Annotated in this window: 12 protein-coding genes; 10 read left to right on the top strand and 2 right to left on the bottom strand. The window is 56.9% G+C overall.

The genetic code is table 11. The features are described from left to right. Positions 1–205: 205 nt before the first annotated feature. The 7 genes from pepN (at position 206) to cysK (ending at position 9,476) form a co-directional block, all read left to right on the top strand. Entirely contained in the window at positions 206–2,758 is a 2,553-nt protein-coding gene (gene pepN / locus AC2FLD_RS05335; RefSeq protein ID WP_496667825.1) for an aminopeptidase N, read from the top strand. Continuing rightward, positions 2,755–3,183, top strand: coding sequence for a hypothetical protein (locus AC2FLD_RS05330; RefSeq protein WP_496667824.1), 429 nt, complete (start codon positions 2,755–2,757; stop codon positions 3,181–3,183). The genes pepN and AC2FLD_RS05330 overlap by 4 nt, the downstream gene beginning before the upstream one ends. Positions 3,184–3,312: 129 nt before the next feature. Further along, on the top strand, positions 3,313–4,572 hold the full coding sequence (locus tag AC2FLD_RS05325; RefSeq protein WP_496667823.1) for a hypothetical protein: 1,260 nt from the start codon (positions 3,313–3,315) through the stop codon (positions 4,570–4,572). 81 nt (positions 4,573–4,653) lie between these two features. Beyond that, positions 4,654–6,165: an Asp-tRNA(Asn)/Glu-tRNA(Gln) amidotransferase subunit GatB gene (gene gatB / locus AC2FLD_RS05320; RefSeq protein ID WP_496667822.1), complete on the top strand. Its 1,512-nt coding sequence runs from the start codon at positions 4,654–4,656 to the stop codon at positions 6,163–6,165. A gap of 147 nt (positions 6,166–6,312) precedes the next feature. After that, positions 6,313–7,569 carry a peptidase T gene (gene pepT, locus AC2FLD_RS05315; RefSeq protein WP_496667821.1) on the top strand — a complete coding sequence of 419 codons (1,257 nt, stop codon included), beginning with the start codon at positions 6,313–6,315 and terminating at the stop codon, positions 7,567–7,569. A gap of 80 nt (positions 7,570–7,649) precedes the next feature. Then, entirely contained in the window at positions 7,650–8,069 is a 420-nt protein-coding gene (locus tag AC2FLD_RS05310; protein WP_496667820.1) for a DUF4177 domain-containing protein, read from the top strand. 330 nt (positions 8,070–8,399) lie between these two features. Beyond that, a complete protein-coding gene (gene cysK, locus AC2FLD_RS05305) occupies positions 8,400–9,476 on the top strand; it encodes a cysteine synthase A (protein WP_496667819.1) in 1,077 nt (358 codons plus the stop codon). A 12-nt stretch (positions 9,477–9,488) separates the two neighbouring features. On the opposite strand, the gene AC2FLD_RS05300 is transcribed toward cysK, so the two are convergent. Further along, entirely contained in the window at positions 9,489–9,743 is a 255-nt protein-coding gene (locus tag AC2FLD_RS05300; protein WP_496667818.1) for a BolA family protein, read from the bottom strand. A gap of 107 nt (positions 9,744–9,850) precedes the next feature. Between AC2FLD_RS05300 and AC2FLD_RS05295 the strand changes: the two genes are divergently transcribed. Both AC2FLD_RS05295 and AC2FLD_RS05290 read left to right on the top strand, forming a co-directional pair. Next, positions 9,851–10,477 (top strand): J domain-containing protein, encoded by a 627-nt coding sequence (locus tag AC2FLD_RS05295; RefSeq protein ID WP_496667817.1) that lies wholly within the window; start codon positions 9,851–9,853, stop codon positions 10,475–10,477. A 137-nt stretch (positions 10,478–10,614) separates the two neighbouring features. Then, positions 10,615–11,163 carry an NYN domain-containing protein gene (locus AC2FLD_RS05290; RefSeq protein WP_496667816.1) on the top strand — a complete coding sequence of 183 codons (549 nt, stop codon included), beginning with the start codon at positions 10,615–10,617 and terminating at the stop codon, positions 11,161–11,163. A 154-nt stretch (positions 11,164–11,317) separates the two neighbouring features. On the opposite strand, the gene AC2FLD_RS05285 is transcribed toward AC2FLD_RS05290, so the two are convergent. Beyond that, the gene (locus AC2FLD_RS05285; protein ID WP_496667815.1) at positions 11,318–12,205 is read right to left on the bottom strand and encodes a Hint domain-containing protein; all 888 of its coding nucleotides are present in this window, start codon (positions 12,203–12,205) and stop codon (positions 11,318–11,320) included. A 604-nt stretch (positions 12,206–12,809) separates the two neighbouring features. Between AC2FLD_RS05285 and AC2FLD_RS05280 the strand changes: the two genes are divergently transcribed. Next, on the top strand, positions 12,810–13,037 hold the full coding sequence (locus tag AC2FLD_RS05280) for a methyltransferase (RefSeq protein ID WP_496667814.1): 228 nt from the start codon (positions 12,810–12,812) through the stop codon (positions 13,035–13,037). Positions 13,038–13,173: the final 136 nt, after the last annotated feature.

The raw sequence follows: 13,173 nt of genomic DNA, 5'->3' as shown, positions 1-13,173 counted from the left end.
CTGCTCTCCCGCGATTGTGTGCCACTGTATGCTTTGGTGCATTTAGGCCGAAAGTTTCCTATAGGCAACTTGTGTCGCTTGATTTGCTGCATTTGGTCTGCCCTTGAGGTTGCTTCAAATCAGCAAAGGAATGGCGCAGGCCAGTTGCAGCCCCTGACCGAAGCCCCTAACGTCGCGCCAAACCCGTACGGATACGAGGCCACAAATGCGCGACGCTGCCCCCACAACAATTTACCTGAAAGACTACACGCCGTTTGGCTATTTGGTGGACAACGTGCACCTGACATTTGACCTTGCAGACCACGCCACCCGTGTCACATCGCGCATCGCATTTCGCCCGAACCCCGATGCCACAGACCGGACGTTCTTTCTGCACGGGGAAGATCTGACGCTAATCCGCGCCTCGATCAACGGCGCAGAGATCACGCCGGACGTGACCGACAAGGGCCTGACCGCCGCCGTGCCAGATGCGCCGTTCATCTGGGAGGCCGAGGTTGAGATAGACCCCGGCAACAACACCGCATTGGAAGGGCTTTACATGTCAAACGGCATGTACTGCACCCAGTGCGAGGCGGAAGGCTTCCGCAAGATCACCTACTACCCCGATCGCCCGGACGTGATGTCCACCTTCACCGTGTGCATCAACGGCGACCTTCCCGTACTTCTGTCCAACGGCAACCCGTCGGGCAAGGGCGAAGGCTGGGCCGAATGGACCGACCCGTGGCCCAAACCGGCCTATCTATTTGCTCTGGTTGCAGGTGACCTGATCGCCCATCCCGGCAAATTCACCACCAAGTCGGGCCGCGATGTCGAGTTGAACCTGTGGGTCCGTCCCGGTGATGAGGGCAAATGCGCCTTCGGAATGGAAGCCCTGAAAAAGTCGATGAAATGGGACGAGGACGTCTATGGCCGTGAATACGATCTGGACGTGTTCAACATTGTCGCTGTGGACGATTTCAACATGGGCGCAATGGAGAACAAAGGGCTGAACATCTTCAACTCATCAGCTGTTCTGGCCAGCCCCGAAACCTCGACCGACGCGAATTTCGAACGCATCGAAGCGATCATCGCTCATGAGTATTTCCACAATTGGACCGGCAACCGCATCACCTGCCGCGACTGGTTCCAGCTGTGTCTGAAAGAAGGGCTTACGGTTTTCCGCGATGCTCAGTTCACATCCGACATGCGCTCGGCCCCGGTGAAACGCATCCATGACGCCATCGACCTGCGCGCACGACAATTCCCCGAAGACAACGGCCCTCTGTCGCACCCGGTTCGACCCGAGAGTTTTCAAGAGATCAACAATTTCTACACCGCGACGGTCTATGAGAAAGGCGCCGAGGTGATCGGGATGCTGAAACGGCTGGTTGGCGATGATGCCTATATCAAGGCACTGGACCTGTACTTTGACCGCCATGATGGTCAGGCCTGCACCATCGAGGACTGGATCAAGGTCTTCGAAGACACCACGGGCCGCGATCTGACTCAATTCAAACGCTGGTACAGCCAATCGGGAACGCCGCGCGTCACGGTTTCGGAAGATTGGACAGACGACACCTATACTCTGACGTTGAAGCAGCTTACCGAGCCAACGCCGGGGCAGAATGAAAAGCAGCCTCAGGTGATCCCGGTTGCCGTGGGCCTGCTGGGGCCCAAAGGTAATGAGGTCCGTCCAACCGAAGTGTTGCAACTGACCCAAGCTGAGCAGAGCTTTCAGTTCACTGGACTGACTGCAAAACCCACGCCCTCGATCCTGCGCGATTTTTCAGCGCCGGTGATCCTTGAGCATGACGTCAGCAACGCCGAGCGTGCTTTTCTGTTGGCCCATGACACCGATCCCTTCAACCGCTGGCAGGCCGGGCGGTCGTTGGCGCAAAGTGCATTGCTGCGGATGATCCTGAATGAGGCCGCGCCGGATGCCGATTACCTTGACGGGTTGCTGGCTGTGCTGCGCGATGGCGAACTGGATCCGGCCTATCGGGCCTTGATGCTGGGATTGCCGACGCAGTCCGAACTGGCAGCGACCCTGCATGAGCGCGGCCACACCCCCGATCCGATGATGATCTGGACCTCAGTTGAGACACTGCGGCAGGCCACCGCCCAGCACGTACAGGATCTGTTGCCCCGGCTGCACAGCGAAGCCTTGGTGGATGGCCCCTATGCGCCAGATGCCGCGCAATCCGGCAAACGCGCGCTTGGCAGCGCAGCACTGGCGCTGACCACCCGACTGGATGGCGGGGCAATGGCGGCTGGGGCGTATGCCAAAGCAGATAACATGACCCTGCAACTTACCGCTCTGTCCTGCCTGCTGCGCGCGCGAAAGGGAGAAGCCGAGTTGACCGCGTTCTATGATCAGTGGCAACATGACCGCCTTGTTTTGGACAAATGGTTTGGCCTTCAGGTGGCAATGGCTGCACCCGAGGCGACCGCCGACGTGGCACGCGCTCTGACACAGCACTCCGATTTCAATTGGAAGAACCCGAACCGTTTCCGTGCCGTTATGGGTGCTCTGGCGATGAACCACGCCGGGTTCCATCAGCCTGACGGAGCCGGCTATGCCCTGCTGGCTGACTGGCTGATCCGGCTGGATCCGTTGAACCCGCAAACCACAGCGCGCATGTGTTCGGCTTTTCAAACGTGGAAACGGTATGATGCCAATCGTCAGGACATGATGCGTGCGCAGCTTTCCCGTATTGCGGAAACCCAAAACCTGTCGCGTGATACCAGTGAAATGGTGTCGCGTATCATCGGCGCATGACAGAGTACACCTTCGCCCGCCAGAACCGGAACACGCGGACACTGGTCATTCTGGCCAGCGTCTATGCCGGTTTGATGGCTCTGGTCGTGTTGTTTGATGCCGCATGGTGGATCGTGTGGTTGCTGGCTTTGGTCACCCTGCCCGCGGTTTGGGATGTGGTTCAGAACACCCGCGCAGGCGTTCAGATGGATCAGAACGCCATACGCTGGTTTACTGGCAAGCGTCAGGGCGAAGTCATGCTGCGGGATATCGATTTCTTCCGTTTTGACACCCGCTGGGACTTTTCCGTGCGCGTCTCAATCCTTTTGCAATCCGGCAAGCGAATCCGTCTACCTGATGAGTCGCTGCCCCCGCACCACGATCTGGAATCCATTCTGACGGAAGCCGGGTTCCGTATAGAGCGCCATCATTTCACTGTTTTCTGAAACACTGGACCTCTGATCGGGGAATTGGACACCAAAACCGAAATCTGTTAAGTATTTATCTTGATCTGAGCTCGATATCTCGCCAGATTTAACAAACGTTCAGTGTTTTTACAGTTTTTGAGTTTCGCCATGTTTCGGTCTTTCAGGGCATTGTTTGCCCCATCCTCAACCACCCCAACAGCCGCCGCACCAGATGTGTGCGCGACACAATCCGCGTTGGCTGCCGCTTTGCCCGAGCAAGGGCAGCTCAACATTCCGGTTGCGCAAACGGGTGGTGATAACCTGATCGGCCATTCCACAATCGAACATGGGCGTTACCTGGCCAGACAGGATCGTTGGGAAGACCTGTCACAGGAGATGCGCGCCGCTGATCAGGATCGTGCCGCCGTATCGGACGGGATGCCAATTGCCGATCTTCTGGCATTTGGAGCCAGATCAGATGTGGTTCTGGCTGCGGAACATGCACTAACGGATGGCAAGGCCATTTCGGATTACGACCTGCTGGGAGGCATATCTGAGCTTGAAGGCGAGATGTCGGACAATCCGGATGATCCCATGATTGCTGCCGTTGTGGCCCTTGCCCATGTCGATCTGGCCTGGGCGTGGCGCGGAACGGCCTCGGACGCGGCGCTGCCGCCGTTGCACCGGTCGCGCTGTGCGGCCCATTTTGACCGGGCTGCGTCGATCTTGCCGAAATGCCGTACAGACGCCCCGGACAGCCCGTTGATTGCTGCGGCAAGCTGCGCGCTTTTGGCCGGTCAACGCCGATCCAACGCGCGTGTGTCTGACGAATACGAGCGCCTGATCACGCTGGATCCACGCAACCAGCGGCACATGCGCGCCATGGGCAGCCATCTGTTGCCCCGGTGGTTCGGAAGCTACGAAGAGCTGGAATTGCAAGCGCTGCGCACTGCGGCCCGGACCCAAGACGTATGGGGCGCGGGCGGTTACACCTGGGTTCAGTTCGATGCCATCGCGTTGGATGAAGAAGCCTGCGCGCGCGTTGATGTCGAATATTTCCTGGACGGTTTGCGCGACATCGTGCGGCTGCAACCCGATCAGCAAATGATCAATATGATGTCGGCCTATTGCGCGATCACCATCCAGAACGGCCAGAGCCAGAACAAACAAGCCGATCAGTTCCGCGCGCAAATGCGCGAGACGGCAAACTGGCTGATCCGCGACCACCTGACCGAGTTGCACCCCCTGATCTGGGCCCACGCGACCGCAGGGTTCAACAACTCGGTGCGCATCAATTCGCCCGAGCGGTTTGCGGCGCGTGGTCAGCGGGATGCGTTGCGGGCCATCTCGGATCTGTTCCGGGATGAACTGCGCAGCGGTATGGATGTGACGTTCACACCATCGGGCTTGCAGTTTTCCCAGAACTAAAAGCGTCAGGATTCCCCCTTGCCCCTAGGCCCTGCCGGGCCTAATACGCAGGCTTAGACTTCTGCGGAAATGAGGCGCGCCATGCTCGATCTGACATACGAAATGCCCAAACCCAAGACCATTGCCGGGGCCAAGCACGACTGGGAACTGGTGATCGGGATGGAGGTGCACGCTCAGGTCTCATCCAATGCCAAACTGTTTTCCGGCGCGTCCACCCAATTCGGCGCTGAACCGAACTCGAACGTGGCCTTTGTGGACGCGGCGATGCCGGGGATGCTGCCTGTGATCAACGAATACTGCGTGGAACAGGCTGTGCGCACTGGGCTGGGCCTGAAAGCGGATATCAACCTGAAATCGGCGTTCGACCGCAAGAACTATTTCTACCCCGACCTGCCGCAGGGGTATCAGATTTCCCAGCTGTATCATCCGATTGTGGGTGAAGGTGAAGTACTGGTTGAGATGGGTGACGGCACCGCACGTATGGTCCGTATTGAACGTATCCATATGGAGCAGGATGCGGGTAAGTCGATCCATGACATGGACCCGCATATGTCCTTCGTGGACCTGAACCGAACCGGTGTCTGCCTGATGGAAATCGTGTCGCGCCCTGACATCCGGGGCCCGGAAGAGGCAGCCGCCTATATCGTCAAGCTGCGCCAGATCCTGCGCTATCTGGGCACCTGTGACGGCAATATGCAGAACGGCAACCTGCGGGCGGACGTCAACGTCTCGATCTGCTTGCCCGGCGCCTATGAGAAATATCAGGAAACGCAGGACTTCTCGCATCTCGGCACCCGCTGCGAAATCAAGAACATGAACTCGATGCGCTTTATTCAGCAAGCGATCGATGTCGAAGCCCGCCGACAGATCGCCATCGTCGAAGGTGGTGGCAAGGTCGATCAGGAAACCCGCCTGTATGACCCGGACAAGGGTGAGACCCGCTCGATGCGGTCCAAGGAAGAAGCGCATGACTATCGCTATTTCCCTGACCCGGACCTGTTGCCGCTGGAGATCGAGCAGGCATGGGTCGACGACATCGCCGCCAAACTGCCCGAATTGCCCGACGAGAAAAAGGCGCGTTTTATCAGCGAGTTCGGCCTGACCGACTATGACGCATCGGTTCTAACCGCTGAGGTCGAAGCCGCCGCATATTTCGAAGAGGTCGCCAAGGGTCGCAACGGCAAGCTGGCCGCGAACTGGGTGATCAACGAGCTGTTCGGCCGGTTGAAGAAAGAAGATCACGACATCACCGACTCGCCGGTTTCGCCTGTGCAGTTGGGTGGGATTATCGATTTGATTTCGTCGGATGCCATCTCGGGCAAAATCGCGAAAGACCTGTTCGAGATCGTCTATACCGAAGGTGGCGATCCAGAGCAGATCGTTGAAGAACGCGGCATGAAACAGGTGACCGATACCGGCGCCATTGAGGCTGCTTTGGACGAGATCATCGCCGCCAACCCGGCGCAGGTTGAGAAGGCCAAAGTGAACCCGAAACTGGCGGGCTGGTTTGTCGGTCAGGTCATGAAAGCGACCGGAGGCAAAGCGAACCCAAAGGCTGTGAACGAACTGGTCAGCAAAAAGCTTGGGTCGTAAAACTATCGATTTGTGCAGGTCTGGCATCGTCAAGTGTCGGAATTGGACAAACGGTTTTCTCACGAAATCTTAAGACTTGGGGTCAAGCCATCGGCTTGACTTCCCTCTGTTCGCGCCCTTTCCTCCGCCACAGAGAGGTGAGGTATCATGCAGAACAGATTTGATCAGGAACTCCAAGACCGGCTGATGCGTTACGCGGCCATTGACAGTCAGAGTGACGAGACATCCCCCACAACCCCAAGCACGCAGATCCAGTTCGACATGCTGAACCTTTTGCGCGATGAACTGACCCAGATCGGCGCGCAAGATGTCGAGATTACAGGTGACAGCGTGGTGGTTGCGACCATTCCCGGAACCGCTCCGGGGCCGACCGTGGGTTTTCTGGCCCATGTCGATACGGCTCCTCAGTTCAATGCAACCGGCGTCAAACCGCGGGTGATCAAGGGATATAACGGCGGCGATATCTCATTCCCTGACGATCCCGAACTGGTTTTGTCACCGGAAGAAAACCCTTATCTGGCCGAGAAGATTGGCCATGACCTGATTACCGCTTCGGGCACGACCCTGTTGGGTGCAGACGACAAGGCGGGCGTGTCAATCCTGATGACCATGGCGCGGCACCTGATCGAAAACCCGGATATCTCGCACGGACCGATCCGCATCGCCTTTACACCAGATGAAGAAATCGGGCGCGGTGTAACCGAACAGCTGCCCAAGGATCTGGGCGCGGATTTCGCCTATACTCTGGATGGCCAGGAAGTGGGTGAGATCGAGTATGAAAGCTTCTCGGCTGACCGCGCGGTGATCAGGATCGAAGGTGTTTCGATCCATCCCGGACTGGCCAAGGAAAAGATGGTGAACGCGGCACATTTGGCGGCAAAGATCGTGCAGACGTTGCCGCAGGCCACCATGACGCCTGAAACCACCGACGGGCGCGACGGGTTTATCCATGTCACCGACATGAACGGCGGATCATCCGAGATGGAGATCAAGCTGATCCTGCGTGATTTCGAAATGGAGGCCCTCGAGGCGCAGCGCAACATCGTACGTCAGGTCTGCGCCGCGGTGCAGGCCACCGAACCACGCGCGACCATCACCTGCGACATCAGCCATCAGTATCGCAACATGCGCTATTGGCTGGAAAATGACATGACGCCGGTGGATCTGGCCCGCGATGCCTGCCGCGAGTTGGGGATTGAGCCTCTGTCTGTCCCGATCCGAGGCGGCACCGACGGGTCGCGCCTGACCGAGTTCGGCACCTCCTGCCCCAACATCTTCACCGGGATGCAGTGCATTCACGGACCGATGGAGTGGATTTCGGTGCAGGACATGGCACTGGCGACCGAGCTGTGCCTGTCGGTTGTGACCAAGGCGGCACAGGCGGACGGGAATAGTCAGGGCTGAAAACCGCCAGTTGGGCAACGGCTCTTTCACCCGGGGATCAGCGTGTTAAGTTGGCGCGAACAGGTGTTTAGGAACAGTTGATGCAGCGCTACGAATACAAGGTAATCCCCGCCCCGCAAAAAGGCGTTAAAGCAAAGGGCGTTAAAACGGCTGAGGGCCGATTTGCGGTTTCGGTCGAGCAGGTTCTGAACCAGATGGGTCAGGACGGCTGGGAATATCAGCGCGCCGAGTTGCTACCCAGCGAAGAGCGCACGGGCCTGACCGGGTCGACCACGAACTGGCGTAACGTTCTGGTGTTCCGCCGCGTCGTGGCCGAAGAAATAGATGCTGCAGAGGTCGGCGGGGCGCCTGAGATGGATGACACCCCTCTGGCCCAACCGATTCCGGGCCCCGATGAAGTGCAGGCGCCTCAACCAATCGCGGCCGAGGCGGATGAACCGCCCTTGTCATTGAAACGGTCCGATGAAGCACCCGAGGCCGACGACACCTCAAAAACCTGACATTTTATGGAAGGGTTTAGGATCTGCTCCACCACACCTGGCCCTGCCATTCCAGAAAAATAATAAATATTAGATAGATACCAACCGTTTCTGCCACTGTATGCCTGCCGACATCAGGTAATTTTTGCTGTTCCGGCGTGTGATTCTATGTATGCCGGTCACGCATAGCCGAAACCGGCACATCCCAGTGCATATGCTCGCACCACACAGCACAGCAGTACCAAATGGCTAACTGCGATTAGAGCGAATACAGTACTCACGATCGGAAAAAAGGAATTTCACCCAAGAATTCTGTGGCATGTTAACCGAACAACCTGGAGGGACATCGAAATGGCTATTCGACAGACGCAAGGGCGGGAACGCCTGTATGACAGCATCCTGGAAACGGTGGGTGACACGCCGTGCATCCGGGTTAACCGGATCGCGCCGGATCATGTGACTGTTTACGTGAAGTTCGAAGCCTTCAACCCGGCGGGTTCGGTCAAGGACAGGCTGGCGCTGAATATTATCGAAGCGGCGGAACGCGACGGACGATTGAAGCCCGGTCAGACCGTTGTCGAAGCAACCTCGGGCAATACCGGAATCGGCCTTGCCATGGTTTGCGCCGCCAAGGGCTATCCGCTGGTAGTGACGATGGCTGAAAGCTTTTCGGTCGAACGGCGCAAGCTGATGCGTTTTCTGGGCGCAAAGGTGGTTCTGACCCCCAAAGCGCAGAAAGGGTTTGGCATGTACACCAAAGCCAAGGAACTGGCCGAGGAAAACGGGTGGTTCCTTGCCAGCCAGTTCGAGACCTCTGCCAATGCCGATATCCATGAAAACACGACGGCGCGGGAAATCCTTGCCGATTTCGAGGGGGAACGGCTGGATTATTGGGTGACGGGCTACGGCACCGGCGGCACCGTTTCCGGTGTTTCCCGTGTGTTGCGGCAAGAAAGACCCGACACGAAGATCATTCTGACCGAACCGGCCAACGCCGCGATTGTGTCATCCGGGTACGTTAACACTCGAAACGGCGATCATCAGCCCACCGAAAGCCACCCCAATTTCGAACCGCACCCGATTCAGGGATGGACGCCCGACTTTATTCCTTGGGTTTTGCAGGAAGCCATCGACAATTCCTATTACGATGAACTGATCCCTGTTTCCGGACCTGAGGGAATCGAATGGTCGCGTCGCCTTGCCTCGGAGGAAGGCATTTTCACTGGTATCTCTGGCGGATCAACATTTGCCGTGGCGATGAATCTGGCAGAAACCGCGCCAGAAGGGTCTGTCATACTGGTCATGCTGCCGGATACGGGTGAGCGTTATCTTTCGACCCCCTTGTTCGATGGAATCGAAGAGGGCATGACGAAAGAAGAATATGCAATCTCGGCCTCGACACCTTCCGCGCAGATGAGCGCCGACTGACGTCAGAAGGGCTCAGGCGCCGATATCCAACGCCAGCGCATGGATTCGAGGTACGATGTCGCCCAACGCCTTGTGCACGGCACGGTGGCGGGCGACGCGAGATTGGCCCTCGAACACAGCGGCACGGATGCGGACGTTAAAGTGGCTTTCACCACCGTCCTGATAGCCCGCGTGGCCGCGATGGCTTTCGCTGTCATCAATCACCTCAAGCTCGCGCGGGTCAAAGGCGGCTTGCAGGCGGGTTCGGATTTCGTCGGTCACGCTCATTTTTTAGCTCAGCGGCAAAAATTTTACCGCTCCCCTCTTCTACTTTCGGCTGCTTAGACTAAACTGCTGCCTCCGAGTCGAAAAGATGCGTTCGTAAGGATTAGAGCATGGCGAAGTCAGACCCCTTCGGATTTGATATGTCCGTTTCCAGCGCCAAGAAGAAGAACCCGCGCGGGCGCCGGGGCATGTCGGGCGCGTCCGAAACCTCGGTACGCATTTGTGATCACCCGGGATGCGAAGAGCCTGGCAAGTTTCGCGCCCCCAAAGCGCCCGATGTGCTGGACGACTTCTACTGGTTCTGTCAGCAGCATGTGCGCGAATACAACCAGAAATGGAACTTCTTCGACGGCACAACCGAGGCCGAACTGAACGCGCAGCGGTCGAAAGACAAGGTGTGGGAGCGTGAGACCAAGCCGATGGGCGACCCCGAGGCCCGCGCCTGGGCCCGTCTGGGGATCGAAGACCCACATCAGGTGCTGGGCGCCAACAGCACCCAGAACAAAGGCCGTACCGGTGGCGGTGGCGGACGTCGGTTGCCGCCCACCGAGCGTCGTGCGATTGAAATTCTCGAAGCCAATGACAGCTGGACCAAGGCCGAGGTGCGCAAGGCATACAAGAAGCTGATCAAAGTGCTTCACCCGGACATGAACGGTGGCGACCGCAGCCAGGAAGAACAGCTGCAGGAAGTCGTCTGGGCTTGGGACCAGATCAAGGACAGCCGGAACTTCAAATAAATCCACGATCCGACAGCTGTTGCCTTGTGTGTACACAGTCTGGACCGATTACAATCAAGCCCGCTGGAAACCTTGTTCAAATCCCGCAATAGTGGTGGAGTTTGAACACGGGTTTCAACGGAGCAGCCGCTGTGCGTATGCCATACCTCCTCTTGCTTTTTTCGCTGGGCGTTTATTTCGCAGCCCCGTTTCTTCCACCTGAATTCGCGTTCACCCGTGCTCTGAGCCTCTTGTTTATCGTCATCAGCCTGCTCTGGGGACTGCGCGCGTGGCTCAGGTGGCGCAAAGCGAACACATGGATCATCGTGGACGGGTCCAACGTGATCCATTGGAAAGAGGGCCAGCCGGATCTGGGCACATTGCGGTTGGTGCTGTCGGCGCTGAAGACCGCCGGGTTCAAACCGGGCGTCGTGTTCGATGCAAATGTCGGCTACAAGCTCGAGGGCGAATACATGAACGACCGGGCGCTGAGCCGCGCTTTGGGCCTGCGTGCCAGGCAGGTCATGATCGCCCCCAAGGGCACGCCAGCGGATCCTTTGATTTTGCAGGCATCGCGGGACAGCAAGGCATGCATTGTCACAAATGATCGGTTCAAGGATTGGGTGGACGAGTTTCCGGATGTTTTGAAAGCGGACCGCCTTGTGAAAGGTGGCTTTCGCAACAATGAGCTTTGGTTTTCGCTATGACCTTGAAATTGTTGATTCAAAGCCGAAATACACAAAGCCCATGTGAACTGCTCGGATGCAGAATGTGCCAGCCAATCTGAGGAAGAGTTGCGACCCGATTTTGTTTGGCCGAAGGATCAGTTCAAGGTCAGGCAGAATTTCAACTAGACAGGCTTTAATCCGGAGACGTACTTCGCAATGCAATTGCTTCCCGGCGCTTCAAGCAAACTAAGCGAGTTTGTGTCGGCATTTCGGAGTTTCCAAGCAACTCCGGGAATAGCGCGCGCAGCTCCTTAACGTCTTCACGGTGAAAGGACTTCAGCGCTGTATCGCCCAGAAACAAGCTTTCACTGCGCAGCCCTTGTGAGTGCAGTATCGCGTGTCGTGGACAGGCAATGTGGTAATAGGTGACGTCTTCACCAGTGTTTACCTGCTGAATTGTTCCGTCATTCACGAGATGGATTGCCGCAACAAAGACCATTTCCTGGCCGAACAGCAACTCAGCACGCCAGCCTTCCAGCATGATACGATGTTGTGGCGAAACGAATAAGTCTTGGTTGGGTTGACCCTTGCAAATCGCGTCGCGCCGAATGCGAACAGGTCTGAACCTCGGTTGCAGATGCAATGTTTGCGCACTCAGCACTTTTTTCCCGATCCACAAAACCGGCAGTGTTTTTCCACCGGACACGCAAACTCTGTCACCGATCGCCAAGCTTTCAACCGGACGGGGACCGGTTTCGGTTTCGATCAGAGTTCCGGCAACAAAACAGGGCGGATTGTTCGGATCAAGATCTCCGGTTGTGATTTGCCAGTTTCCGGTTGTCATTGGCCCGGTGGGGTTATTGGTGTCCCAGGCATAGGTGCCAGTACCGACCTGAATGAATTCGCCAGATTCCCCGGTACCTTTGTAGTTACCTTGTCCAAGGTATGTATAGGGTACGAACGGACCACCGTTGATCGAAATTGTTTGACCCGAGACAATGGCTGGTTCGGTCCTGTTTTGTACGATCAAGTCGCCTTGCCCGCTTGTGTTGACCGTATGAAGCAGGACGTCAAACGACATTCGTTGCGCCCACTGAATTGAGTGAACTCAAAGTGATCTCGTAGCGCTCTAGGATCCGCTGCAAGTTAGACGAACAAAGCAACATCAACCTCAAAACCTCGTACAAATTTCAAAAACCCACATCTCAGATGTTAGTTTATTCCGACCTTGCGATGTTTCAACAAGATATTTGGATAATTGCATTTGTCCGAAACAAACAAGACCGTACCCGACTTTTTATTTCCGCTCCTGCAAAGGCCGCATAGATTGATCGAAGGGCTTACTCACTCTGTTACAAAACGTTGCTACGGCCTATGCCATAGGCCGTGACCCGCGCCCATATCTGAATGTGACCTGTGCCAATGGAATTCGATATGGAACCCCTGATCTACCACGTTCATGCGATTGTTCTTATGTTTGCGTGTGGCTCGGCCCAGTTGTTGGGCGGATACCTTTCCCTCAACCTGCGTCTGCCGCGGCTTGGGCTGTAGCCCAGTGCCAAGGGGTGGCGGCATCACACAGCGTTTGGCCTGTTCCGGCTGTATTGCGGCGCCACTGTTGTCTTCGCGCTGTTCGAAGTCTGCGTGAATGGTTGGGGTCATTGGGCGCGTTAGGCGTTCCGATCATGGTCCTGTCTTTTGGCGTCACACTTTGGGGCTATCGCTTTCTGGGGCTCGACAACACCTATTACGAAAGCGACGGGCTGGTCACCGGCGACATGTACGCCTATTCACGCAACCCGCAATATGTGACCTCGGCGCTGGCCACGGTTGGTTGGACGTTGCAAGCGGGTCATGGATCACGCTGGCGCTGGCGGCAGCGCTGCTTGTGTTCTATTTTCTGTTTGTTCTGAACGAAGAGCGCCGGCTGTTGCAGGGCTATGGCCGTGCGTTTCAGGATTACATGCAGACGCCCCCGATTTGTTGATGAATGCAGTCTGATGCGGGTACGCGACGCATTTTTAGATTGACCATTCCCGCGCGCCGATA

The organism is Ruegeria sp. CDSA021, from assembly GCF_059612325.1.
Note: the sequence above shows the minus strand (reverse complement) of the source record. Positions and strands in the feature narration are given on the sequence as shown.

Excerpts from the sequence above, each read along its gene's own strand:
- AC2FLD_RS05290 (WP_496667816.1), top strand. The coding sequence starts at position 10,615 with ATGCCATACCTCCTCTTGCTTTTTTCGCTGGGCGTTTATTTCGCAGCC.
- pepT (WP_496667821.1), top strand. The coding sequence starts at position 6,313 with ATGCAGAACAGATTTGATCAGGAACTCCAAGACCGGCTGATGCGTTAC.
- gatB (WP_496667822.1), top strand. The coding sequence starts at position 4,654 with ATGCTCGATCTGACATACGAAATGCCCAAACCCAAGACCATTGCCGGG.
- AC2FLD_RS05285 (WP_496667815.1), bottom strand. The coding sequence starts at position 12,205 with ATGTCGTTTGACGTCCTGCTTCATACGGTCAACACAAGCGGGCAAGGC.
- AC2FLD_RS05300 (WP_496667818.1), bottom strand. The coding sequence starts at position 9,743 with ATGAGCGTGACCGACGAAATCCGAACCCGCCTGCAAGCCGCCTTTGAC.
- pepN (WP_496667825.1), top strand. The coding sequence starts at position 206 with ATGCGCGACGCTGCCCCCACAACAATTTACCTGAAAGACTACACGCCG.
- AC2FLD_RS05325 (WP_496667823.1), top strand. The coding sequence starts at position 3,313 with ATGTTTCGGTCTTTCAGGGCATTGTTTGCCCCATCCTCAACCACCCCA.
- AC2FLD_RS05330 (WP_496667824.1), top strand. The coding sequence starts at position 2,755 with ATGACAGAGTACACCTTCGCCCGCCAGAACCGGAACACGCGGACACTG.
- AC2FLD_RS05310 (WP_496667820.1), top strand. The coding sequence starts at position 7,650 with ATGCAGCGCTACGAATACAAGGTAATCCCCGCCCCGCAAAAAGGCGTT.
- AC2FLD_RS05280 (WP_496667814.1), top strand. The coding sequence starts at position 12,810 with ATGGTCCTGTCTTTTGGCGTCACACTTTGGGGCTATCGCTTTCTGGGG.
- cysK (WP_496667819.1), top strand. The coding sequence starts at position 8,400 with ATGGCTATTCGACAGACGCAAGGGCGGGAACGCCTGTATGACAGCATC.
- AC2FLD_RS05295 (WP_496667817.1), top strand. The coding sequence starts at position 9,851 with ATGGCGAAGTCAGACCCCTTCGGATTTGATATGTCCGTTTCCAGCGCC.